The following is a 25175-nucleotide window of genomic DNA, read 5'->3' as shown; positions in this document are numbered from 1 at the left end:
ATTTACAAGCCTACAGTTTTGCATCTAAATGCAGCCCAAAATCTATTAACCATCAAACTAATCTAAACATGAAATTAAAATTTATAATGTTATCAATAGTATTGATAAATGTTGGAGTGTATTCTCAAAAGCCTCAAATAAAAGATGCCCAATCTTTGTTTGAAAAAGGAAAATCAGAAGAGGCGCTTGTAATTTTAAAAAAGTCAGAATACCTAATTCTGAATGCGCCGGATGAAGAAAAATCAGATTTTTATTTTTTAAAAGGTAACGTTTTAAAGGATTTGGCTATCAAAAATATTGATGCGGCTAATAATTTTTCATCTGCATCAGAATCTTACCAGGATGTGATTTTATACGAAAATGAAGCGGGTAAATACAAACTTTCCGTAAAAGCTAATATAGCTTTAAAAGATATGAAATCTAAACTCGTCAATGGTGCTGTAGCTGATTTCAAGGCAGGTAACTTCAAAGAAAGCGCTGAAAAGAGTTATAAAGTGTATTTATTTGATAAAAAAGATACATTAAACCTTTTTAATGCTGCTGCTGCCTATTTAAATGCAAAGGAATATGGTCTGGCAATCCAGTATTATGAGCAGTTAAAAAAAATGAACTTTTCAGGAAATGGCATTCTCTATTACGCGACTAATAAGAAAACAAAAGAAGAAGATGCTTTTATCTCTCCAAAAGCAAGGGATTCCTATATTCAGGAAGGACTTTATGAAAAACCAAGAAATGAAGCTATTCCTTCCAGGAAGTTCGAGGTAAATAAACACTTAGCCTATGCTTATTTGGAGAGAAAAGATTTAGTCAAAGCAGAGGCGACCTACAATTATCTTTTAGAATTAAATCCTAATTATATTGATTCGTACATCAATCTGGCTTATTTAAAGCTAGAATCAAAAAAAGAAATAGTAGATAAAATAGATGCTTTAGGAAATTCAAAAAAAGAAATGCTGGAATATGATAAATTAACAGCAAAAAAAGATGATATTACAAGAAGCGCGATTCCATATCTTACGAAAGCGCTTATAATTGAACCTAAAAATCCAGACGTTACAAAGATGCTTTTAGGAATTTACAGATCCCTGGATATGACAAAAGAGTATAATTCTCTAAAGGCAATTAGTAATTAATGAAAATGAGTTTTATTAGGTATTAATTGTTCAAAAAAGGCTTAGGAGTTTAATTTTTAAACTTCAAGGCTTTGGTTTAATCAGGATTTTTTATTTCGAAAGAAAAACCAAAGGGTCGTTTTGGTTCTAAGCTCACTATTCGTATACAAATACAAATAGTGAGCTTTTTTTATGCAATAATTTTATTTTTTTTGATAAAAATGAATAATCAATCTTAAATTTGCAGTGCAATAAATAACAGGATTTGCGGTTTAAATTTTTAATTAATTAAAGGAATTATACTTTAATTATGATTTTTATTATTAAGGTGTTAAAGTTTAGTGCTTTGTTAGGTTGCCTGATTTTTATATTTAGTTTATTAAAAAAAAGCCCTTATTTTGTGCAAAATCAGCGAATGTGATTTTGTTCGCCTGAAAAGTTGTCAATATAAAATAAAATAATACAATAAATAAATATTTTAACCAGCTATGAAGAAAAACTACACTACTTTATTTTGTTCTGTTTGTATTTCTTAAATGTGTTTAACACTTTAATTGTCCAATTTATTTAACAATCAAACTAAACAAAAAATGAAAAATAACATTAAAATACTTTCCTTTCTGTTATTGATTAATATCAGTGTATTTGCACAAAAAGATCAAATAAAAGAAGCTCAATCCTTTTATGATAAAGGAAAAATTGAGGAATCAATAACAATTTTGAAAAAGATAGAATACCTTATCGTCAATGCACCTGATGTAACTAAATCAGATTTTTTTTATTTAAAAGGAAATAACTACAAAGATTTAGCTACTAAGAATATAGATCCGAAAAACAATTTTACAATAGCTTCAGGTGCCTATCAGGATGTACTTTTATATGAAAATGATTCACGTCATTATAAATATGCTTTTAAGGCAGATTTAGCTTTAAAAGATATTAAATCTAAACTGGTAAACGGAGCAATTAAAGATTTTAAAGAAGGCAGATATAAAGAAAGTGCTGATAAAAGTTACGAAGTGTACTTATTTGATAAAAAAGATACCTTAAACTTATACAATGCAGCAGCTGCTTCTTTAACAGGTAAAGATTATGTTTCATCTGTTAAATATTACGAGGAACTTAAAAAAAGGAACTATACAGGAACAGGAACTATTTTTTATGCAACTCATAGAAAGACAAAAGTAGAAGATGCTTTCGTTTCTTTAGGTGCGCGTGATTTGGCGGTTAGTGAGGGTGTTTACGAGAAACCCAGAAATTTTTCCCCTCCTTCCAAAAGAGAAGAAGTTTTGACTAATCTTGCTTTTTCATATTTAGAAAGAAATGATTTTGCTAATGCAGAAAAAAACTATCAGGATGCTTTGCAGATAAATCCTAATTGTATTAATTGTTGCATTAACCTTGTTTTTGTCAAAATGGAATTGAAAAAGGCATTGTTTGATCAGATGAATGCATTAGGGAATACTCCGAAAGAAGTAAAACAATATGATGAATTAAATGCTAAAAAAGATGAAATTGTAAAAAGTGCAATTCCGTACCTTAAAAAAGCGTTAATTATCGAGCCAGGCAATGAAGAAGCTAAAAAATCACTTTTGGGTATATACAGAGCTTTGGAAATGACTAACGAATATAATGCTTTGAAAAATAAGTAAATAATATATAAAGAAGCTGCTAAATTTTCTTTTGGGCAGCTTCTTCTATTACTGATTTTTTACCAATAGTTCTGGTAATAATATCTTTTTCCAGGCTCCATCCACGTGCAGGTGAATATTCACGGCCGTACCAAATAATCTGCAAATGCAGGTCATTCCATAATTCTCTTGGAAACAATCTTTTTGCATCTTTTTCTGTCTGAACTACATTTTTTCCGTTTGAGAGATTCCATCTGTACATGAGTCTGTGAATATGCGTATCAACAGGAAAAGCCGGGACTCCAAATGCCTGTGACATCACAACACTTGCTGTTTTATGCCCAACAGCCGGTAAAGCTTCAAGAGCCTCAAAACTCTGTGGAACTTCTCCGTTGTGCTTGTCAATCAAAATATGTGACAAACCATGAATTCCTTTCGATTTCATTGGCGATAACCCGCAGGGGCGAATAATTTCCTTAATTTCTTCAATCGACATTTTAATCATATCATACGGATTATCAGCCTTTGCAAAAAGCAACGGTGTAATCTGGTTAACACGTACATCCGTGCATTGCGCCGAAAGTAAAACGGCTATCAATAAGGTATAAGGATCTTTGTGATCTAGTGGTACAGGTATAGTAGGGTAGAGTTCTTTTAACGTATTTATAACAAATTGTACGCGGGCTTCTTTATTCATTTCCGTATTTTTAATGCCGTAAAAATAGCATAATTTTAATGATGTGCCTAATCCGGCTTTCCGTTTCAACTCCTCATTGTTAAAGTAACATTTTTTTGCATTAACAAGAGCTTCCTCCGGTCGCTTTCTTAATGCAAAAAATATAAACTTTCACAATTCCGGGGTTTTCACTTTAATCCGGGGCAGAAAAAATTAACAATTGATAATTAACAATTATAAAAGATGACAACATTACAAAAAGGAGATAAAGCGCCAAATTTTTCAGGAACAGATCAGGATGGAAAAACGCATAAATTATCAGATTATGCCGGAAAAAAATTAGTAGTTTTCTTTTACCCAAAAGCAAGCACACCGGGCTGTACTACAGAAGCATGTGATTTAAGAGATAATTTTGAGCGTTTTAAAGCCAATAATTACGAACTTTTGGGAGTAAGCGCAGACAGTCAGAAAGCACAATTGAAGTTCAAAGACAAATACGAATTTCCTTTTCCGCTTTTGGCAGATGAGGATAAATCAGTAATCAATGCATTTGGCGTTTGGGGACCAAAGAAATTCATGGGAAAAGAATATGACGGAATCCACAGAACGACTTTCATAATCGATGAAAATGGAATTATTGATGAGGTTATTTCTCAGGTTAAAACGAAAGAACATGCTGCACAAATTTTAAAATAATATTTGATTATCCGTAATTACTCATAATTGAATAAAAAGCCTTATTTTTGATAAAAAAAAGCGATGAATATATTCAATTTTACTGCAAATTTTGGAAGCGAAGAATCTTGCCGACTTCATTTTAAAGAAGAAAGAGATAAGATCGGAGTTCAATGTAAATGCGGAAGCACAGAACATTTTTGGATAAAAAGCAGATGGAGCTATGAATGTAAAAAATGTAGAAGTCGAATTTCATTACGTAGTGGAACGATAATGCAAAGTTCGAATTTATCATTTTTGGTTTGGTACAAAACTATATTTTTATTAACGGCAACAAAAAAAGGATTTTCGAGTAAAGAAATTCAAAAACAATTGGGATTGAAACGTTACGAGCCAGTTTGGTCTATGGTTCATAAACTTCGAAAAGCAATGGGAAATAGAGATGCACGCTATACTTTGGAAGGAATGATTGAATTTGACGAGGGTTATTTTACAATTGAATCTACTGAAATAGAACAAGAAAAAGGAATTCGTGGACGTGGTGCTGTTGGGAAATCTAACGTTGCAATTATGGCAGAATCTACCGTTTTAGAAGATATAGAAACGGGTGAAAAATCAAATCAGTGCAGGTATTTTAAAGCAAAGGTTTTAACGGATCATACATCGGAGCAAATAAATCAAACTATACAGGAATCTATTTCTGAAAAAAGTATCCTTTTTACAGACAAGAGTACTTCATATATAGACATTGCAGAATATGTAGAAATTCATATAACTGAAAAATCCAATAAAGAAACAACCACAGAAACTTTAAGATGGGTTCATATTGCAATTAGTAATGCAAAAAGAAATTTCCTAGGAAATTTCCATAAAATTAAAGGAAAATATCTTCAAATACCTAAATGAGTTCGTTTACAAGCTTAATAGGAGGTATTTTGAGGAAAAATTATTCGACAGGCTAGTTAGCAAGCATCACAGGGTTATGACTAAAAACGGATAATCAATAAATAATAAAAGTAAAGTCCAATAAAAATGCCCTTTCATAAAGGGCATTTTGATATTATATTTCTATTTTAAAATATTATTCTAAAACCAAACCAATCTGACCATCGTCATCTAACTCTGTTTCAACCGGATCGTCGTCTGATATTTCAGGTTTTTCAGGAACTTCTTCAACTGGTTCTTCGTATGGAAGCGGATCCAATAAATTAACTTGTCTTAATTTATCGGTTGTTAATTGATTGCCTAAGGCTTTAAAACCTTTTACGGCTATAAAATCTTCAATATCAATATGAAGATCTTCTTTTTGAATACCTTTTACTTTTGCAAAGACCAATTGTGCTACCGGACGATAATCTGTAGATACAATTTCTAATTGCGAGTTCGGGTGATCGGTAATAAAACTTTCTTCTTTGCCTTCATTTTCTACAAGGAAACGTTTTAAGAAGTAGCGCTCTTTTTCACCATCATAATAAATGGCAGAAATTGGTTTCTTAGGTTTCCATTTTTCAAGAACAATCATATCCTCTTCAAAATGAGTTGATAACTCCGGAATAATTACTTTTAATTTTCCTGATTGGCTTATGACTAAAATCTTGTCGCTTGGTTTAAATTCGCCAAGCAATTCTCCTCTGGCATCAACATTCAAACGTTTTACGGTATCATCAAACCAAACTTTTCTTGGCAGTAAAGTCGAAATTCCTTTTTCTTTTAATTCGATTTTCTTGATCGGATATTTTGTAACCAAATTTCCTTTTGAAGCACGGCCTTTAATTGCCAGGCCTGCAAAATCTATATCGAATTTTAATTTTTTAATAGTTCCTATTTGTCTTAGCAAGATGGTAACAACTTCGGCTTCGCCGTTCGGGTTATGTGAAAAATAAACTACCTGTGAACCTTTGGTTCCATTCGTTAAATCGTAGGCTTTGTCTCTGGTTACTCCCGACACATTAAAACGTTTGATATAAGAAGGACCTGATTTTCCGTCACGGTAAATCATATTGTAAATGGTACGTTTATCGCTTTTATCAAATACCGCAATATGTATAATGTCTTTGCCTACAAACGTTTTTGCATCAACTTTCGTAATCATCATCGTACCATCGCGCAAAAATACAATTACATCGTCTATATCAGAGCAGTCTGCTACATATTCGTCTTTCTTTAAGCTGGTTCCTACGAATCCTTCTTCTCTGTTTACGAATAATTTTGTATTTCTTAAAACAACTTTTGTTGCTTCAACATTGTCAAAAATTCGCAACTCCGTCTGACGCTCGCGGCCTTTTCCGTATTTCTCTTTTAATTTGGTAAAATAGGCAATTGCAAAATCGGTAAGATGTTCCAGATTGTATTGTACCTCTTTCATTTCTTCCTCTAATCTTGAGATTAATTCATCGGCTTTATCAGAGTCAAAACGAGTGATACGAATCATCGGAATCTGAGTAAGTCTTTGCAAATCTTCATCTGTAATTTCTCTTACGAATGATTTTTTGAAAGGCTCAAATCGATCATACAAATATTTGTAAAGCGATTCTCTGTCGCCGTACAATTTGAAATCAATATACATTTCTTCACGAATGAAGATTTTTTCTAAAGTAGAAAAATGCCATTTATTTTTTAATTCTTCTAATTGAATTTCTAATTCCTGACGAAGTAAATCAACAGTTCTTTCTGTCGAAATTTTCAACATTTGAGAAACCCCGATAAACAATGGTTTATTGTCTTCAATTACACAACCTAAAGGTGCTACAGATGTTTCACAGGCTGTAAACGCAAATAAAGCGTCGATTGTTTTATCCGGAGAAACACCCGGGAAAAGATGAATTAAAATCTCAACATCTGCCGCCGTGTTGTCTTCAATTTTCTTGATTTTGATTTTGCCTTTTTCATTGGCTTTCAAAATACTGTCAATCAAAGTTGTGGTATTAGTTGAAAACGGAATTTGCGTAATTACTAATGTATTTTTGTCTAATTGAGCAATTTTAGCACGCACACGCACACGTCCGCCACGAAGTCCATCATTATAATTAGACACATCGGCAATACCTTGTGTCATAAAATCAGGATAAAGTGTAAACGGTTTTCCTTTTAAGATTTTAATCGAAGCATCAATTAACTCATTGAAGTTGTGAGGCAAAACTTTAGTCGAAAGTCCAACCGCAATACCCTCTGCTCCCTGTGCCAAAAGCAATGGGAATTTAACGGGAAGATTGTTTGGCTCTGCACGACGACCATCGTATGAAACGCCCCAATCGGTAATTTTCGGAGAATATAAAACCTCCAAAGCAAATTTAGACAAACGTGCTTCAATGTAACGCGAAGCTGCTGCACCGTCTCCCGTTAGTATATTTCCCCAGTTTCCCTGGCAGTCAATCAGTAAATCTTTTTGACCAATTTGCACCATGGCATCACCAATACTCGCATCTCCGTGTGGGTGATACTGCATGGTGTGACCTACTACATTGGCAACTTTATTATAACGGCCATCATCCAGCTCTTTCAAAGAGTGCATAATACGACGCTGAACCGGTTTAAAACCATCTTCAATAGCGGGAACTGCACGTTCCAAAATTACGTACGAAGCATAATCCAGAAACCAGTCTTTGTACATACCGGTTACTTTCGTGATTACATCTTCACCTTCTTCTTCCTGATTTTCGTAAAAATGCTGTCCTTCAAATTGCCTGGCATCTACATCAATAATTTCGTCATCTCCTTCTTGATTTTCATCAAGCGGATTTTCTTCTGAATTATTCTCGTCGTCGTTTGGAATTATGTTGTCGTCTTCTTCGTCTTTCATTTAATTATATTCGAAATTATAATTTTAATATTATTTGTTTTCGATGAGTTGTTTTAAAACTTCAACGCTTGGTAAAACCGTTTTATATTTACTTGCAAAAATTTGTTCGTTATTTTCTGGTAAAGTGTATTTTACAACTGCTTCACTTTTGTTCTGACAAAGCACAATTCCTATGCTTTTATTTTCGTCTTCCAAACGAATCTCTCTGTCATAATAATTGACATACATTTGCATCTGCCCTAAATCCTGATGTTTTAATTCTCCTATTTTCAAATCAATAAGAACAAAACATCTTAATATTCTATTGTAGAAAACTAAATCAATTCTGAAATGTTTATCATCAAAAGTAATTCTGTTTTGTCTTGCTACGAAAGTAAAACCATGACCTAATTCTAATAAAAAATGTTCTAATTTATTTATTATTTCCTCTTCTAATTGAGATTCCGAATATTGATGTAATTCGGGTAAACCTAAAAATTCAAGGATGTAAGGATCTTTAATAATGTCTTTTGGCTTTTCAATAATTTGACCTTCTTCCGAAAGTTTTAGAATTCCTTCTTTATCCCTGCTTAAAGTTAATCGAGTATAAAGTGCCGAATCGTACTGACGTTTTAATTCCCGAACACTCCAATTATACTTTTCTGATTCTATTTCGTAAAAGCGCCTTTCTTTTTCGTCATCAATTCCCATCAAAAAAATGTAGTGAGTCCAAGTTAATTGGAAAAACGAAATCAGTGATTTCGTTTTTTCAATTTTCAAATCTTCTTCAAGTGATGGGGCATTTTGATTTTCTAAAATTCGAGTCAGTGTTACGGAATTTGAATATGTTAAATAAAATTTCCTTATAAATTCTAAATTTCTAATCGAAAATCCTTTACCTAATTCCCTTGTCAATTTTTCAGAAAGTCCTTTTAATAACTGTTTTCCATATTCAGCTCGATTCTTTCCATTCTGTTCTTCCTCAACAATGATTTTTCCAATTTCATAGTAGGTAGCTGTCATCGTTGAATTTACTGTACGCAAAACTTGTTGTCGGGCATTTTGAAGTAACTCGACTACTTGCTTAAATATAATTTTATTTTGAAGATCGTTTGACAATATTATGTTTTTTTAAATAGCAACATCTTCAATCGTATCCAATTCCACCTTCAAATTCTTAATAATAAACTCTTGTCTGTCCGGAGTATTTTTCCCCATATAAAATGACAATAATTGCTCTATCGAAGTATTTTTATCCATCATAATTGGATCTAATCGAATGGTTTCTCCAATAAAGTTTTTGAACTCATCTGGGGAAATCTCACCCAAACCTTTAAATCTGGTGATTTCCGGTTTTGGTTTTAACTTTTCAATCGCATCTTTTCTTTCTTCTTCAGAATAACAATAAATGGTTTCCTTTTTATTCCGAACCCTGAAAAGTGGTGTCTGTAAAATATATAAATGTCCTTCTTTGATTAATTCTGGGAAAAATTGCAAAAAGAAAGTTATCAGTAACAAACGAATGTGCATTCCATCGACATCGGCATCGGTTGCGATTACGATGTTGTTGTAACGCAATTTTTCTAAACCATCTTCGATATCCAAAGCAGCTTGCAGTAAATTGAATTCTTCATTTTCATACACGATTTTCTTTGTCATTCCGTAGGAGTTCAAAGGCTTTCCACGCAAACTGAAAACGGCCTGTGTATTTACATCACGAGATTTTGTAATCGATCCGGAAGCCGAATCTCCCTCGGTAATAAAAAGTGTGCTTTCTAAATTTCGAGGATTTTTTGTATCCGGAAGATGTGCACGGCAATCTCTTAATTTTTTATTGTGAAGATTGGCTTTTTTAGCACGATCTGTAGCCAATTTACGAATCCCTGATAATTCTTTTCTTTCGCGTTCAGCCTGTAGAATCTTGCGTAATAATGCTTCTGCTGTTGGCGGATTTTTGTGTAAGTAATTGTCTAATTTGTTCTTAACAAAATCGTTTACAAAAGTACGAACAGAAACTGCCGGTGTTCCGTCATCAGAACCCATATCTGTCGAACCCAGTTTAGTTTTGGTCTGAGACTCAAAAACGGGTTCCATCACTTTAATGCTAATTGCACTCACAATCGATTTACGAACATCGGAAGCTTCGAAATTTTTGTTATAAAACTCACGAATCGTTTTTACAATTGCTTCACGATATGCGGCTAAGTGCGTTCCACCCTGTGTAGTATTCTGACCATTTACAAAAGAGTGATATTCTTCGCTGTATTGTGTTTTACTGTGCGTTAAAGCGATTTCGATATCATGATCTTTCAAATGAATGATTGGATATTCCAAGTCTTCTTCACTAATCGTTTCTTCCAATAAATCACGAAGACCATTCTCAGAAATATATTTTTCTCCGTTGAAAATAATAGTTAAACCATTGTTTAAGTAACAATAATTTTTAACCATTTTAATCACATATTCCATACGGAATTTATAGTTTTTGAAGATCGTTTCATCTGGCGTAAAAGTTACTTTTGTTCCTTTACGCTTTGTTGTTTCAATTACATCTTCTTCTAAAACCAGATTTCCTCCTGAAAACTCTGCAGCTTTTTGCTTTTCATCACGAACAGACTCTACACGAAAATAATTCGATAAAGCATTAACCGCCTTTGTTCCGACACCATTCAAACCAACTGATTTCTGGAAAGCTTTAGAATCATACTTTCCTCCGGTATTCATCTTTGAAACTACGTCAACTACTTTTCCTAACGGAATTCCGCGTCCGTAATCACGAACTGAAACCGTTTTGTCCTTGATCGTGACTTCAATAGTTTTTCCCGAGCCCATAACGAACTCATCAATACAGTTGTCTAAAACTTCTTTTAAAAGAATATAAATACCGTCATCCGGCGAAGATCCGTCTCCCAATTTTCCGATATACATTCCGGGGCGCATACGAATATGCTCTTTCCAATCGAGTGATCTAATATTATCTTCGTTATATTGATTTTGCTCTAGCATAAATGAATTTGGATTTTTGGCTAATGTACCATTTCTGCATAAAAAATGAAAGCGTATTATTTTAAAGTTATCAATAAAATGCCTAAAAAAAGTAATTTATTGATTCTGAAAAAGAGGAACCGTTAAAAATATGAAAAATTGGTTTTGAAACCAAAAAAATCAAAGTCAGATGCCGAGAACTTGTTTTGCCAAAGCAATCATTTCAGGTGTTCCCGTGTTTTTGTTTTTTTCGTCAGAGAGTTTTACAACGCCTTGCCAGCTTGCATGATCCGGTTTTGTTTCAACTAATTTTATAACCATATTCATAGATGGCAAACCAACATCATTGGTAAAATTGGTTCCAATTCCAAAAGACATTTTGATTTTGTCTTTACAGAAGTCCGATATAATTTTTACCTTATCAAAATTCAATGAATCTGAGAAAACAATCGCTTTCGATTTTGGATCAATTCCCATTTTTGTATAATGCGAAATCACTTTTTGGGCAAACTCAACCGGGTCGCCGCTATCATGTCGTACTCCATCAAAAAGTTTGGAGTATTTTTTATCAAATTGACTAAAAAATATATTTGTTGTGTATGTGTCGGTGAGCGCAATTCCGAGGTCACCTCCGTAAACTTGTGTCCAATGTTCCAGACTAATTGAATTAGCCATTTTAAAGCCATATTGTGCAGCATGAAACATAAACCATTCATGTGCGTGCGTTCCTAAAGGTCTGCGGTTGTTGATCATTGCAAAGTGCACATTGCTAGTTCCCATGAAGCTTTGCCCACCATACATTCTCAGTGTTTCATTAACTAATTCGTGTACTTGATAGGAATGACGGCGTCTTGTACCAAATTCTAAAATTGAAACTCCGAGTTTATTGTAATTGTCAATTTTGTTTTTGGTCACTTCTTTTATGGCATCATCATTTAAGCGAATTAAATGATTTGATTTATAAAAAAGCTCTGAGATTAAAGACATCAAAGGCACTTCCCATAAAATTGTCCGGTACCAAAAACCTTCTATTGTGATTTTTATATCAGTACCTTCTTGTGTAATATGCACTTCAGACGGATCAAAACTATATCCTTGCAGAAAATCTAAATAAGTTGGATCAAGGTAAGGGCAATAATGTGTCAGATAACTTTTTTCTTCTTTCGTTAAACGAAGATCTGCCATTGCATCTACAGAACGGCGAATAAAATCTGCAAAACCAGCAGGAAAAACATGCTTGCCACGATTGATAAAACCATAACGGACTTTTGCTTTTGGAAAAAGCCTGATTACGGCATGCTGCATTGTAAATTTATAGAAATCATTATCTAAGATTGATTTTAAAAAAGTTGTTTCCATAATTCAGGCCGTTAATGTTTTATCACTAATTGCTAAGTTACGCTAATTCCGTAAAATAAGAAAGAGATATAGTTAGCGATGAAACAATAACTACTTAGAAATTACTTTAAAGGAAGCAATACTATTTGTATCCAGATAAAATGTAATATAATCTCCGATAGTTTTATCAAAAGTAACCTGAAATTCTAAGCCACCTCTTTTTTCTTTTGAATTTACTACCCGAACGGGTTGGTTCTTTTTGTTTAAATAATAAAAGGGATCAGATTTTGAAATATTTTTGATCAGAAAAGTTGTTTTTTCACCACTATTGACTTCAATTATTCCGGATTTCGGTGCGATTATTTTATTATCCCCGGCAATTGCTCTGTTGTAAATTAAAGGTCCGTTTAAAAAGTCATCTTTGTTTAATTTTTTGCCGAGAAAAGATCCGGAGTCAGGAAAATGTTTTGCGAAAAAGTAATCGGGGTCTGTATCAAAATAAACCGGGTCAAAATCTTTTACCATTTTACCTTTATTATTGTCATAATATCCTTGTCCCCAGGTCACATCAATTAAACGCCATTTTCCATCAATTAAAGCTGTATTCCAGGCGTGATTTGAAGAGGTGTTTTTTCGACCTATATCAACTAATCTTGTTTTCGAATCCCCTTTAATGATTTGTGATTTAATTCTAACTAATGATGCTAAATGCTGAAATAAAAGTGTAAAACCTTCGCAAACTGCTTTTTCAGATTTGAATGCTTTTTGAAGTATTTGAGTATTAAATTCTTGTATTTTTCGTTCTTTTTCGTCTTCCGTGCGATAAGAGAAACTTTGTGTTTTTGACGGATTTAAAAAAGCATTAAAATCATATTTTATATTAAAAGCCATCCAGCTGTAAATAGCTCTTGCTTTGTCATAATCTGATTTGAAATCTTTTTCGATTCTTTCAGCTAATTCTTGTGTATTGCTAAAGTTTTTAGGATATTTTAAAACGATATTATCGACAGCACTATATTTTTGAGAATAGGAGGTGTGCAGGAAAATGGCATTAAAAAAAATAAAGGCTAAAACTATTTGTTTTATTTTCATTAATTGAAACTGTTTTTTACAATTGTTTTTAGTTCATGATCAAATTCCGGATTTGAGATTTCATTTTTTTCTAAATCAAAATTTGAATTGAAAGAAGGAAGTAAAAAAAGACCTTTTACCTGAGCTCCATATCTTGGGAAAGCGGTTTTTGCAATTTCTAAAACCGAAGCGCCGCCTCTTGCTCCCGGAGAAGTTGCCATCAAAAGCATTGGTTTTTGCTGAAAAACATCCTTGACAACTCTGGAGCTCCAATCGAATACGTTTTTAAAGGCAGCAGAATAATTGCCATTATTTTCAGCCAGAGAAACAACCAAAATATCAGCGCTTTCGATTTTTTTTAGAAATGATTTTGCAATTTCATGCTGGCCAATTTCTTTTTCTAAATCAACACTGAATACAGGCATTGCGAAATCATTCAAATCTAAAACTTCTACTTCGGCATTTTCAAATTGATTTGCAGCATAACTTGCTAAATGTTTATTGATCGACTGTTGGCTGTTGCTTCCTGCAAAGGCTATAATTTTCATGTTTTTTTAATTTTTATTAAAAGTAATGAAATTAAATTATAATCAAAAACGGCTTAAAGGAAATAAGTTCGGTAAAATAAAAGTCCAAAAAAGAATCGCTCTTTTTTAGACTTTTTAGGATTTTTAATCAATATAATTTGGCTTAATTCTGCTCTAATTCCTTTTGTGGATGATACCCAAAAAGGTGATGCTCTTTGATAATTTCAGCAACTCCTGATGGAAGCATAGGTTCCCAGCCGGATGTTCCATGACTAATCATTTTTAAAACTTCGCGAGAGAATACATTTAAAATATTAGGATTATAATCTACAATATCGACTACTTTTCCGTTGAATTTAAAGAATTTATATAACTCCTTCATTCTAGGATGTACTTTTAGGTTTTCAGAAGTGATAATTTCTCCATTTTCACCCAACATCGGATATAAAAATACTTTCATATCACGATAGAATAATTTTCCAAAAGCTTCAAGGATTCCGCCACTTAAATGACGGTAATACTTCTCATCAAATATATCAACCAAATTATTCACGCCCATTGCAAGTCCCATACGAGCTTTGGTATAATTAGAGAAATATTCAACGACTTTATAGTATTCCTGAAAATTAGAAATCATAACGGTTTGGCCTAATGAACAAAGTAATTCAGCTCTGTCCATAAAATCACGCTCATCAATTTCACCATCTGATCGTAAATTTGAAAGTGTAATTTCAAAAACTACTAAAGTATTATCTTTTTCAACCTTATTTTCTTCGAGAAACATTTTTAATGATTTCTCATACATATCAAGATTTACATTGGTGACCGGACGGAAACTTCCTCTAAAGGCAAGAAGATTTTTTTTGTATAAAACGGCAGCCGGTAAAACGTTTTTTCCTTCAGGATTAAACATTACGGCATCTGTCATACCATTTTTAACCAGTTGCAAACTCATCAAACGATTATCAACATCTGCAAAACGAGGTCCTGAGAAATTAATAGTGTCTATTTCCAGCTGATCTTTATCTAAGTGATCATATAAATAACGAAGTAATCGTTTAGGATCATTGTATTTATAGAATGCGCCGTAAATTAAATTAACGCCTAGAATTCCAAGTGTTTCCTGTTGTAATCGGGCGTCAGTTTCTTTAAAACGAATATGCAGAATAATTTCGTTGTAAGCCTCGTCTGGTTCAATCTGATATCGTATTCCAACCCAGCCGTGACCTTTAAATTGTTTGGCAAAATCTATAGTGGCAACAGTGTTGGCGTAACTAAAAAAAAGTTTGTTTGGGTGTTTTTCTCTGCTTAAACGTTCTTCAATCAGTTCCCCTTCAAAGGTTAACATTTTTTTGAGTCGGTTTTCAGTTACGTAGCGTCCGTCACTTTCAGTTCCGTAAACAGCATCACTAAAATCTTTATCATAAGCAGACATTGCTTTTGCAATTGTTCCTGATGAACCTCCGGATCTGAAAAAATGTCTAACTGTTTCTTGTCCAGCGCCAATTTCAGCAAAAGTTCCGTAAATATTCTCGTTTAAATTAATGCGTAGCGCTTTGTCTTTTATGGAAGGAATCTGAGCGATGACCTTGTCACCTTTGAGTTTTATTTCTGTACCCATTTTATTTTAAATAGATTTGTTACAAAGTTAGTAAATTAGCGTTCTAATGAAAGAGAAATAATCCCTATTTTTGTAAAAAAAACAAGTTCAATTGAAGATCTATTTTTTAGGTACCGGTACTTCTCAAGGTATTCCCATTATTGGGATTGATCACCCTGTTTGCAAAAGCACAGATTCTAAAGATAAAAGGCTTCGTGTGTCTATTTGGATCACATGGGACGAACATTCGTATGTTGTAGATTGCGGTCCTGATTTCAGACAGCAAATGCTTTCCTGCGGCTGTCGAAAACTTGATGCCATTTTATTTACACATGAGCATGCTGATCATACAGCTGGATTGGATGATATTCGTCCGTATAATTTCAGACAAGGTGAAATTCCTGTTTACGCACATCAGCGTGTGATTGATAATCTTAAACGCCGTTTTGATTATGTTTTTGAAACTGTAAATAAATATCCAGGAGCACCAAGTGTAAAAACTATTGAAGTAATCAATGACAAACCTTTTGCAATTGGTGATAAAATGGCTGTCCCGATAAATGTAATGCACGGAGATTTACAGGTTTTTGGATACAGAATAGATGATTTTGCTTATTTGACAGATGTAAAAACCATCGAAAAGACTGAAATTGAGAAATTAAAAAACCTGAAAGTTTTGGTTGTAAATGCTTTGCGCGTAGAACCCCATGATACCCATTTTAATTTGCAGGAAGCACTTGATTTTATCAATTTAGTAAAACCTGAAAAAGCTTATTTGACGCATATTAGCCATGTTTTGGGATTTCATGAAGAAGTCCAGAATCAACTTCCTGAGAATGTTTTCCTTGCTTATGATAACTTAGAAATTACAATTTAATTATACCTACAAAATGAAGAAATCCTTAATGCTTTATCTTTTTTTATTAGCAATCCTAATGAATATTTTTACTTACATGTTTTACAGCAGAGAAATAAAATTTGAGAAGGACAGATATGATAAAACGACCAAAAAGCTTAGAGACAGCATAACTACAGTTTCGACAAAACTGGCAGAATCAAATTATTTTTCGTTGGAAAACAATGAAAACGCCCAAAATTATTTTGATAACAGTGCAACAGGTGGAAAAGTAATTTTATATGAAAAACTGATTCCGGTCGTTACTGAAAAATTACTGGACTTAAATGCAAATCCAAATGGGAATCCTTATACAGGACAGGATAAAATTGGTTCGAACAAATTTATTATTAATAAGGTTAAAATATTAAATCACAGATGGATAATTGCTGATTATAGCAACGGCGAATTATGGGGAGAGGTATTGCTGAAATACTTTGTTGATGATAAGGAAAATATAACTTTTGAGGTAAATCAGAACTGGTTATATCAAAAATAGGATTTTTTAATCCTATTTTTTTTTTTTTTTTGACAACAAAATTCTATTTGAATTAGAAAACATGATGAGTCATAAAAATGATGGCATAAATCCAGAAGTTATAGATTATAGTAAAACTAAAGCCATATAAAATACTTTTTGAAAAATTACTTTTATAAACAGATGATTTTTTAAAAACGAGTCTCAATGCCCTGAAAAAAATCCAATACAGTATTCCGATAAAATTTAAGATTGTAATCCATAATATAGTTTCAAAAGCCCAAAGTAAATAGCTGGCTACCATAGAAACAATCAGCCATAAAATTATACTAAATATAATTTCAATAATTCCATCTCCAACCTCCGGAATATCAGTTTCAACAGCAATGTTTTTTTGAAAAAATATATTTTCCTGTTCGAGTTCTCCTAAATTATGTTTGATTTTAATTCCTTTATATAATCCGATTGAGATAAACAAAAAGAAAGAAAGAGATAAAATCGAGGTAGAGATTAATGAATTTTTGAAGAGTGAATTATCAAATCCTAAACCTAAAATCCAAACGGATAAAATAGTTAACGGGATGACAATAAGAGTAATTATAAAAATATTTCTGGAATTAATAATGTTATAATTACTCATAATGTATTTCTTGCAAATTGCTTATTAGGGCTAATTTTCCAGCCAATTCTTAAAATCAAAGAAATTTTGCGGAGCCACGCCATGTCCAACAGGATATTCCTTATAAGTAACAGGAATATTTAAATTTTCTAAAATAGCTGGTGTTTTTCTGGCCCAATCAATTGGAATGACCTGATCGACAGTTCCGTGCGAAGCGAATATTTTCAGGTTTTTAAAATCGTTTTTCTCGAAACCGTCCTTAATAATTTCTACGTTAAAATAACCACTCATTGCTACCACTCTCTGAATTTTTTCAGGATAAGAAATTGCTACTGAATAACTTAAAATCGAACCCTGACTGAATCCTACTAAAGTAACATTATTTGGATCAATAGGATACTTCGCAATTAATTCATCTATGAAATTTGCAATTATATCTCGTGAGGTTTTGGCTTGTTCATTGTCTGAAAATTTATTCTGATCAGCGTCAAAATTAATGGCATACCAGGCATAGGCACCATATTGTAAATCATAAGGGGCTCTTGCTGAAATAATGTAATAATTATCAGGAAGTTCAGTAGCAAACGAAAACAGATCAGCTTCGTTACTGCCGTATCCGTGTAATAATAGCAATACAGGGTTTTTGTCCAGGATTACTTTTGGGGTTTGTATTTTATATTCTAAAGATAGATTCATTTTTTTGTAAGTATTATAGTTTTATGCTTCAGTTGGGTTCGAAATCCGGTTTTTAATTTTGATATTCTGTTTACCCGATACTTTTAAGCCATTTCTGGAAAAGTCCGCCAACCAAAGGCATTGGTCTTGTGTGGCCCTGAATAGCACTAAAAATTCCGTAAGCCCATAAAACAGATACAAAAATCCACATGGGGAAAGTGATAAAAAAACTGTCGAAAGGACTGATAATTAAGGCCAGGGAAATAAAAGTAATTGATAAACCTGCGGCCTGGCGGATATGAAAAGAAGCAAAGCTGTTTTTATTTTCAGAATTCATACTCATGGCAATCAAAACGCCAATAATTAGAATATAACTTGTAATAGCAATTGGTTTTCCTTCTTCGACTGTATTATTCATTTTTTTATTTTGTAATAAGTTGATTTTGATTTAATATTCCATAAACAGAACCTGTGATTTCAGTTCCTAAAAAAGCAGAATTTTTAGATTTTGAAAGGATGTTTTCTTTTGTAAAAGTCGATTTTCCTTCCGGAGTAAAAAATGTGAAATTAGCTTTTGCACCTTCTTCGATTGTATTACTTTCTAAACCGAACACTTCTCTTCCTGAAGTTAATTTTGAAATTACAGTTTCTAAAGGCAAAACCGTTAATAAAGCTCCAAAAGCACTTTCTAAGCCAATAGTTCCGTTTTTGGCAGTATCAAATTCCATTTTTTTAAATTCAATATCAATTGGATTGTGGTCAGATGTAATTAAATCAATTGTTCCATCTGTGATTCCGTTAAGTAATGCTTGTCTGTCAAGTTCTGTTCTTAGTGGCGGAGTGATTTTAAAACGTGTATCAAAACCGTCCAGTTTTTCATCGGTTAAAACCAAATGATGGACAGATGCACTGCAGGTTACGTTTAAGCCTTTCGCTTTTGCTTCTCTAATCAATTGAACTGATTTTGCTGTAGAAATAATTGGAATGTGAAGTTTGCCTCCAGTGTATTCCAGTAAAAATAAATTTCGGGCGATTTGCAATTCTTCGGCCAGATTTGGAATTCCTTTTAAACCTAATCTGGTTGAAACAATTCCTTCATTTGCTACTCCATTTCCTTTTATATTAGCATCCTGGGAATATGCAATTACCAGACCATCAAAATCCTGAACATATTGTAGGGCTATTTTTAGCAGATTGGCATTGTCAAGACTTTTATTGTAATCTCCAAAAGCGATGGCTCCCGATTTTTTCATATCAAACAATTCGGCCATATCTTTTCCTTCACTGGCTTTGGTTAAAGCACCAATAGGAAAGAGTTCTGTGGCAAAACCATTTGCTTTATTTTTTACAAAATTCACCTGTGATTGATTATCAATTACAGGAAAGGAGTTGGGTTGTAAAGCAATAGCTGTAAATCCGCTTTTTGCTGCAACATTCAACCCATTTGCGATAGTTTCTCTGTCTTCGTAACCCGGTTCTCCAAACGAAACACTGCTGTCAAACCAACCTTGGGAAAGATGTAAATTATCAAACTTAACTTCTATTGTATCGTCAATGTCAAGAATGGATGTTCCTATTTTTTCAATTAAACCATCTGCAATTAAAAGATCAACTGTCTGATTGTGAAACGGACTTTTTGAATCGATAATTTTGGCGCTTCTGATGATTATTTTCATATGTAGATAAATTTATTTTAAATTGGAATCGTAATTTTTAAACACATAGAAACATAGTTTTTCTTTCTTCGCTAAGACAAAATAAATGATAAATCATTTGCACATAGCTATGTGAATTTCAAAAAAGTGAAACGCCTTTTTAAGTTTTAAAATCTATGTTTCTATGTGTTTAATTTATATAGAGCTTTGATTTTACTTCACGAATTTAATAATCGCCATTTCTAATGCTAAAAATAACAGTGCAAAGATAACAAACCATTTCCAAATTTGGCTGTCTGTGCGTTCAGTTTGTAAGGTGTTGAAAATGGTCGAAATTGTATCAGCAGTTTTAAAATCTGAAACTACATTTGTGTTTACCTGACTCAGGTCGCTTTCACTTCGTTTGTAATTGAAACTCAGGTTTTCAACTGATTCTTTTTTATCAAAAACGCTGTAATTTCCAGCTGTGTCCGGAAAATCATTGAAAGTTAGTTTAACCTTATTATTCAATATTTGCTGAATTGGGATGAATGAATCTTCCGTTCCTTTAACTTCTAAGATGGCATCTTTGCTCAGTAAAACATCCACAAAATAAGGCTGATTATTACCAATTGTCAGGGCGTTTACACCTGTTTTTTGATTGTTTTGCCCCATTTTATAAAATAAGGGAACTATTAGCGGAGATTGCTGAAAATTAGAATTCCCTGAATTTACAGGAGCTGAAAAAACAGTAATTCCTGCAACCGGATTCTGAAGCATGCTTACAAAAGGACTTTGATCTTCATAAGATAAAACTGCCGGGTACGGACTTGAAATATCAAAAGAGGAATTTGTTTTTGGATACTGGAAATTCGTTATTTTATTTTCAAAAACACCTGAAAAAAGAGGATGGTCGAAATTGATTTTCGTAATTTGTTTACTTTCCGTTTTTAGATTGTTGAATTGAATTTTTCCAAAATTTGCTAAAAAAGTATTCAGATTTGAAACTGAACTTTTTTCAGAAGGAATAACAACCAGATTACCGCCTTTTGAAACAAAAGCTTTTAAAGTCGTCTGCAAGGCCTGTGGAATTTCAGTTAATTCATTCAGAATTATAGTGTTTTGCTTTTCTAAGCTATTGTAATCTAAAGAACTGATGGAGTAATTGTTGTAATTGAATTCTGCAGGAGTATAAATCCTGGATAAGAAATTGCTTTTTTCTGGTTCTCCGATGCTAATAACATTTGTTTTTTTAGCTTTCGAAATACTGAAAAAAAGTGTATTGTCATAAGAAAGACCGTTATCTTCAATCACTACATAACCATGAAAAGCTTCTTTTGGAATCGTGAAATTGACTTTCTTTTTCTTTGAATCAAAATTAATAATCGTTTTGGCAATAAGCTTTTTCTGATTGTATAATGCCATGGAAACGGGTTTAAAATCTTCGCCGTATGCCGATAAATTAATTCCTATTTCGTAGAAATTTTCTAAAGTCTGACTGATAAAAACACTGTCGATTGAAATGTTGTTTTTTTGTTCTGCTTCCGGAATTATAAAATAGGGTTTCTCGTCAAAATCGATATTTTTCACATCTTTTTCTGCTAAACCAACGGCATCTGTAATAATGACAATATCTTTTTTATTTGCCGATTTGTGTGCTTTTATCTTCGCAGTTATTGCTGAAAGTTCAAATGGAGTTGCACTGTATTTTAGATTCTGCAGTGAACTTTTAGCCGATTTAATATCTGTGTTCCAAAAGTTTTCGGTATTGGTTAGCAGTGAAAATTTAGCAGTTTCTGGTGTGTTTTCTAAAAGTTCCTGAACAGCACGTTTTAATAATTCACCTTTTTTCCCTTTGGCCTGCATGCTAAAGGAATTATCAAGGACAATGTACATTTCGTTTGCTGAATTTTTACTGTCAATTGCTTCAAAAAAAGGCTGTGCAAAAGCCAGAATAACACAAGTTAGTAATAGTAAACGTGTTGCTAATAATAGTCTTTTCTTTATTTTAGAACTTTTACGGGTTTGAATGGCAAGTTCTTTTAAAAACCGGACATTGGTAAAATAAGAAGTTTTAAATCGTCGTAATTGAAACAAATGAACCAAAATTGGAACAATCAATAAGAACAGAAAGTATAGAATTTCGGGATTTTTAAAATGCATTCAGGCTTTGATTTATTTCACTATGTTATTTGTATGCAAATGTGCCTGCCAAAAATACAAATTTGTTGAGAGTTAAAGCCTGCAAAGCAAAACTTTTTATTCAAAAGATATTTGAATAATATAACTTTTCAAAATTCATTTATAACGGAAAAATCTGTCGAAAAAGATATTATTGCCTATTTTAGCTAATTCAAAAAACCACTTTATAATATGAAAAGAATGTATCTAATATTATTTTCAGCTTTGGCAGTTATTTCTTCAAAAGCTCAGAATAAGTTTAATTTATTGGTAGGAACCTATACCAATACTTGCGAGAGCAAAGGAATTTATATTTATGAATTCAATGCTGACTCAGGGGATTTTAAATTAAAAAAATCTTCAGAAAACGCTGTAAGTCCAAGTTATTTATCAGTTTCTGCAGATAATAAATTTGTTTATGCCGTAAATGAGAATGGTAATCAAAGTACTGTCAGTGCTTTTAGTTACGATTCTAAAAGTGGTAAAATAAAATTAATAAATAAAAATGATGCTTTAGGTGCAGATCCCTGTCATTTGATCAATGATAGTAAAAATGTAATTGCAGCTAATTATTCAGGCGGAAACATTGCTGTATTTAAGAAAAATGCAGACGGGAGCATTACAGAAGCGCAGCAATTAATTCAGCATGAAGGCAAAGGACCAAATGAAGCACGTCAGGAAAAAGCTCATATGCATATGGTGGCTTTTTCTCCGGATAAAAAGTTTGTTTTAGCCAGTGATCTAGGTTTGGATAAAGTTTTTATCTATACATATAATCCGGGTGCGGCACACGATATTTTAAAATTAAAGGAAAGTGTTGATGTAAAGGCAGGAAGCGGTCCACGGCATTTGACTTTTAGTAAGGATGGTAAATTTATGTACTTAATTCAGGAATTAGATGCAACGCTGACGACTTTTAGCTATGACAAAAGCGGAAGTTTAAAGAAGATTGCCGAAACCAGTATTCTTGCTAAAGATTTTAAAGGAGGTACAGGTGCTGCAGCAATTAAAATTTCGCCTGATGGAAAATTTTTATATGTAACAGATCGTGTCGATGCCAATAATATCTCAGTTTACAAGATTCTTAAAAATGGAAATATCCAATTGGTAGAACAACAAAGTACGTTAGGAAAAGGACCAAGGGATTTTGCTATTGATCCCACAGGTAATTATCTCTTAGTTGGGCATCAGCATACCAATGAAATTATTATATTTAAAAGGGATAAGGTTACAGGAAAACTTACTAATACTGGAAAGAAAATAGAATTGTGTTCGCCGGTTGGACTGGTTTTTACTAAGTAAATAGATATGAATGTTTCTGCTAAAATTTTAAGTAATTTAGGTTACATTTTAATAATTATTTCGATTGTTTTCATTTTTAAAAATGTAGATTTATTGGTTTCTCACTGGCATGAATTGTTTGCCTATGATTCTTATAAAATGATTGGTGGAGGAATTCCTCAAAAAGACGTTTTATTTTATGATATTTTTCGTTGGTTATTGCTATTAATTGGCGGAATAGGTTTTATGATCAAAAATGTTTTTGCATGGATATTTACACAGGCTTTTGTGATTTTAACGTTCTGCACCGCTGCGATTAATTTATTATCTGATTTTGCTACACATTATGAAAGTATAAATTTGAATTATTTTTTGACACTAATAATAAGCGGGAGTATAATGTTCTTTCTATATATAACATTAAATCAGAATGCTGTCAAAGAAGAGTTGGGTGTAGACAAATACCAGAAAATTTGGCTTTGGTCAAGCATCTTTGCTTCAACCACAATTGGAATTCTAATTTTGGAATTATTATAAAATAAAAATTCCAAATTCTAAGCATTATAACTTTGGAATTTTAAATTTTTTATTTATCCTTATCTTTTCTCTTCTTGTCTCTGGTTTTCAACATATTTCTGTTAACAGATCCATGCGTTTTCTTTTTCGTTTTTGAAGGTCCACCCAAATTGACCTTCTTGTTCTTTTTAGCTTTTTCATGAAAAGCACCTTCGCCCTCCAGTTTTACTTTTTTCATTAAAAACTTAATCGGCTGTTTGTCTTTTTCAGGTTCGATCAGTTTGGTTGAAATTTCAACTTCTTCAGGGAAATCGGTAATTTTAAGTTCCTGATTCATTAAAAGTTCTGTTTCGATTTTAAATTCTTCTTCTCTTGGAGCAACAAAACTGATGGCTGTTCCTGTTGCGTCTGCACGACCCGTACGACCAATTCTGTGCATATACAATTCAGGTTCTTCAGGAAGTTCAAAGTTGATTACGTGAGTGATGTCAGAAATATCCAAACCTCTAGCCATAATATCGGTTGTGATCAGGCCGCGAAGATTTCCTTCCTGAAATTCGGCCATCGTACTCAAACGATAATTTTGAGATTTGTTAGAGTGAATTACTCCAAACTGACCTTCAAAATCTTCTTCGATTCGGGTATGAAGCATATCTGAAATCTTTTTATTGTTTACGAAAACCAAAACGCGGTTCATACTTTCGTCAGTTTCCAATAAATGTTTCAAAAGATTTACTTTCGTATTGAAATTCGGAACGTTATAGGTAATTTGAGTGATTTTTTCAAGTGGGGTTCCTGAAGCTGCAAGCGTAACTTCTTCCGGAAAATCAAAAAAGTCATTTAAAACTGCATCCACTTCATCTGTCATGGTTGCAGAGAATAAAATGTTTTGGCGTTTGGTTTTCATCATAGCCAAAAGAGCCGTCAATTGTGTACGGAAACCTAAGTTCAGCATTTCGTCAAACTCATCAATAACAAGCTTTTGAGTTTCATCAAAACGAATCACAGCGTCAAGCGCCAAATCCATTGTTCTACCCGGTGTTCCAACTAAAATGTCGATTCCTTCGTAAACCGCTTTCTTTTGTGTATTGATATTTACTCCTCCAAAAATCCCTAATGTTTTAACCGACATGTATTTGGTCAGTTTTTCAACTTCTTCTACCACCTGAACCACTAATTCACGGGTTGGAACCAGAATCACGATTTTTGGTGTATTGGTATTGGTGAATTTATATAATTTTAAGAGAGGCAATAAGTAAGCAAATGTTTTACCCGTACCAGTTTGCGCAATCCCCATCATATCGCGGCCTGACATAATCACAGCAAAGGATTTTTCCTGAATAGGAGTAGGAGTAACAAATCCTAATTCATCGATTGCTTTTTGTACTGATTTTGGAAGATTGAATTTTTCGAACGTGCTCATTTGCCTTATTTTTTTGCAAAGATAGTATTAAATCCCCTTATAACAGACAAATACTGTAGACATCGTTAATCAATTGTAAG

Annotated in this window: 21 protein-coding genes and 1 pseudogene; 8 read left to right on the top strand and 14 right to left on the bottom strand. The window is 32.8% G+C overall.

Translation table 11 applies throughout. The annotated features are described in order from the left end of the window. Nucleotides 1-68: 68 nt before the first annotated feature. Together BXU10_RS22290 and BXU10_RS22285 are read left to right on the top strand one after the other, a co-directional pair. Entirely contained in the window at nt 69-1133 is a 1065-nt protein-coding gene (locus tag BXU10_RS22290) for a lipopolysaccharide assembly protein LapB (RefSeq protein ID WP_223255536.1), read from the top strand. Between the two features lie 569 nt (nt 1134-1702). Then, nucleotides 1703-2764: a tetratricopeptide repeat protein gene (locus BXU10_RS22285; RefSeq protein WP_078229752.1), complete on the top strand. Its 1062-nt coding sequence runs from the start codon at nt 1703-1705 to the stop codon at nt 2762-2764. A 19-nt stretch (nt 2765-2783) separates the two neighbouring features. On the opposite strand, the gene nth is transcribed toward BXU10_RS22285, so the two are convergent. After that, on the bottom strand, nt 2784-3440 hold the full coding sequence (nth, locus tag BXU10_RS22280; RefSeq protein ID WP_078229668.1) for an endonuclease III: 657 nt from the start codon (nt 3438-3440) through the stop codon (nt 2784-2786). Nucleotides 3441-3662: 222 nt separating this feature from the next. Between nth and bcp the strand changes: the two genes are divergently transcribed. Together bcp and BXU10_RS22270 are read left to right on the top strand one after the other, a co-directional pair. Continuing rightward, nucleotides 3663-4115: a thioredoxin-dependent thiol peroxidase gene (gene bcp / locus BXU10_RS22275; protein ID WP_078229667.1), complete on the top strand. Its 453-nt coding sequence runs from the start codon at nt 3663-3665 to the stop codon at nt 4113-4115. 63 nt (nt 4116-4178) lie between these two features. Continuing rightward, a pseudogene (locus BXU10_RS22270) lies at nt 4179-5080 on the top strand (IS1595 family transposase). A 95-nt stretch (nt 5081-5175) separates the two neighbouring features. On the opposite strand, the gene BXU10_RS22265 reads toward BXU10_RS22270, so the two are convergent. The 7 genes from BXU10_RS22265 to BXU10_RS22235 all read right to left on the bottom strand — a co-directional run bounded on the left by BXU10_RS22265 (nt 5176) and on the right by BXU10_RS22235 (nt 15414). Continuing rightward, nucleotides 5176-7893 carry a DNA gyrase/topoisomerase IV subunit A gene (locus BXU10_RS22265; RefSeq protein ID WP_078229666.1) on the bottom strand — a complete coding sequence of 906 codons (2718 nt, stop codon included), beginning with the start codon at nt 7891-7893 and terminating at the stop codon, nt 5176-5178. A gap of 30 nt (nt 7894-7923) precedes the next feature. Then, complete coding sequence (locus tag BXU10_RS22260; RefSeq protein ID WP_078229665.1) at nt 7924-8991, bottom strand: YhcG family protein; 1068 nt, start codon at nt 8989-8991, stop codon at nt 7924-7926. A 12-nt stretch (nt 8992-9003) separates the two neighbouring features. Further along, entirely contained in the window at nt 9004-10878 is a 1875-nt protein-coding gene (locus tag BXU10_RS22255; protein ID WP_078229664.1) for a DNA topoisomerase IV subunit B, read from the bottom strand. A gap of 165 nt (nt 10879-11043) precedes the next feature. Continuing rightward, entirely contained in the window at nt 11044-12216 is a 1173-nt protein-coding gene (pncB, locus tag BXU10_RS22250) for a nicotinate phosphoribosyltransferase (protein WP_078229663.1), read from the bottom strand. 90 nt (nt 12217-12306) lie between these two features. Continuing rightward, on the bottom strand, nt 12307-13287 hold the full coding sequence (locus BXU10_RS22245; protein ID WP_078229662.1) for a transglutaminase domain-containing protein: 981 nt from the start codon (nt 13285-13287) through the stop codon (nt 12307-12309). Beyond that, on the bottom strand, nt 13287-13814 hold the full coding sequence (locus tag BXU10_RS22240) for an NADPH-dependent FMN reductase (protein ID WP_078229661.1): 528 nt from the start codon (nt 13812-13814) through the stop codon (nt 13287-13289). Before BXU10_RS22240 ends, BXU10_RS22245 begins: the two co-directional genes overlap by 1 nt. A 142-nt stretch (nt 13815-13956) precedes the next feature. Continuing rightward, complete coding sequence (locus tag BXU10_RS22235; protein WP_031454907.1) at nt 13957-15414, bottom strand: nicotinate-nucleotide adenylyltransferase; 1458 nt, start codon at nt 15412-15414, stop codon at nt 13957-13959. A 91-nt stretch (nt 15415-15505) separates the two neighbouring features. On the opposite strand from BXU10_RS22235, the gene BXU10_RS22230 reads away from it, so the two are divergent. Further along, the gene (locus tag BXU10_RS22230) at nt 15506-16270 is read left to right on the top strand and encodes an MBL fold metallo-hydrolase (protein WP_078229660.1); all 765 of its coding nucleotides are present in this window, start codon (nt 15506-15508) and stop codon (nt 16268-16270) included. A gap of 13 nt (nt 16271-16283) precedes the next feature. After that, a complete protein-coding gene (locus BXU10_RS22225) occupies nt 16284-16787 on the top strand; it encodes a hypothetical protein (protein WP_078229659.1) in 504 nt (167 codons plus the stop codon). A 52-nt stretch (nt 16788-16839) separates the two neighbouring features. On the opposite strand, the gene BXU10_RS22220 is transcribed toward BXU10_RS22225, so the two are convergent. The 5 genes from BXU10_RS22220 to BXU10_RS22200 form a co-directional block, all read right to left on the bottom strand. Continuing rightward, nucleotides 16840-17406 carry a hypothetical protein gene (locus BXU10_RS22220; RefSeq protein WP_078229658.1) on the bottom strand — a complete coding sequence of 189 codons (567 nt, stop codon included), beginning with the start codon at nt 17404-17406 and terminating at the stop codon, nt 16840-16842. A 30-nt stretch (nt 17407-17436) separates the two neighbouring features. Continuing rightward, entirely contained in the window at nt 17437-18081 is a 645-nt protein-coding gene (locus BXU10_RS22215) for an alpha/beta hydrolase (protein WP_078229657.1), read from the bottom strand. 70 nt (nt 18082-18151) lie between these two features. Next, nucleotides 18152-18478, bottom strand: a complete 327-nt coding sequence (locus tag BXU10_RS22210) for a membrane protein (protein WP_031454902.1) — start codon at nt 18476-18478, stop codon at nt 18152-18154. A 4-nt stretch (nt 18479-18482) separates the two neighbouring features. Further along, nucleotides 18483-19736, bottom strand: coding sequence for a dihydroorotase family protein (locus BXU10_RS22205; protein ID WP_078229656.1), 1254 nt, complete (start codon nt 19734-19736; stop codon nt 18483-18485). A 192-nt stretch (nt 19737-19928) separates the two neighbouring features. Beyond that, nucleotides 19929-21857 (bottom strand): BatA and WFA domain-containing protein, encoded by a 1929-nt coding sequence (locus tag BXU10_RS22200; RefSeq protein ID WP_078229655.1) that lies wholly within the window; start codon nt 21855-21857, stop codon nt 19929-19931. Nucleotides 21858-22067: 210 nt separating this feature from the next. On the opposite strand from BXU10_RS22200, the gene BXU10_RS22195 reads away from it, so the two are divergent. Both BXU10_RS22195 and BXU10_RS22190 read left to right on the top strand, forming a co-directional pair. Next, complete coding sequence (locus BXU10_RS22195; RefSeq protein ID WP_078229654.1) at nt 22068-23177, top strand: lactonase family protein; 1110 nt, start codon at nt 22068-22070, stop codon at nt 23175-23177. Between the two features lie 6 nt (nt 23178-23183). Next, nucleotides 23184-23693 (top strand): hypothetical protein, encoded by a 510-nt coding sequence (locus BXU10_RS22190; protein ID WP_078229653.1) that lies wholly within the window; start codon nt 23184-23186, stop codon nt 23691-23693. A 49-nt stretch (nt 23694-23742) separates the two neighbouring features. Here BXU10_RS22190 and BXU10_RS22185 read toward each other — a convergent pair whose 3' ends face one another. Beyond that, complete coding sequence (locus tag BXU10_RS22185) at nt 23743-25095, bottom strand: DEAD/DEAH box helicase (RefSeq protein WP_078229652.1); 1353 nt, start codon at nt 25093-25095, stop codon at nt 23743-23745. Nucleotides 25096-25175: the final 80 nt, after the last annotated feature.

Origin of the sequence: Flavobacterium sp. LM4 (genome assembly GCF_002017935.1) — a bacterium.
Classification (GTDB): Bacteria; Bacteroidota; Bacteroidia; order Flavobacteriales; family Flavobacteriaceae; genus Flavobacterium; species Flavobacterium chungangense.
This window is presented reverse-complemented; position numbering and strand designations above follow the sequence as displayed.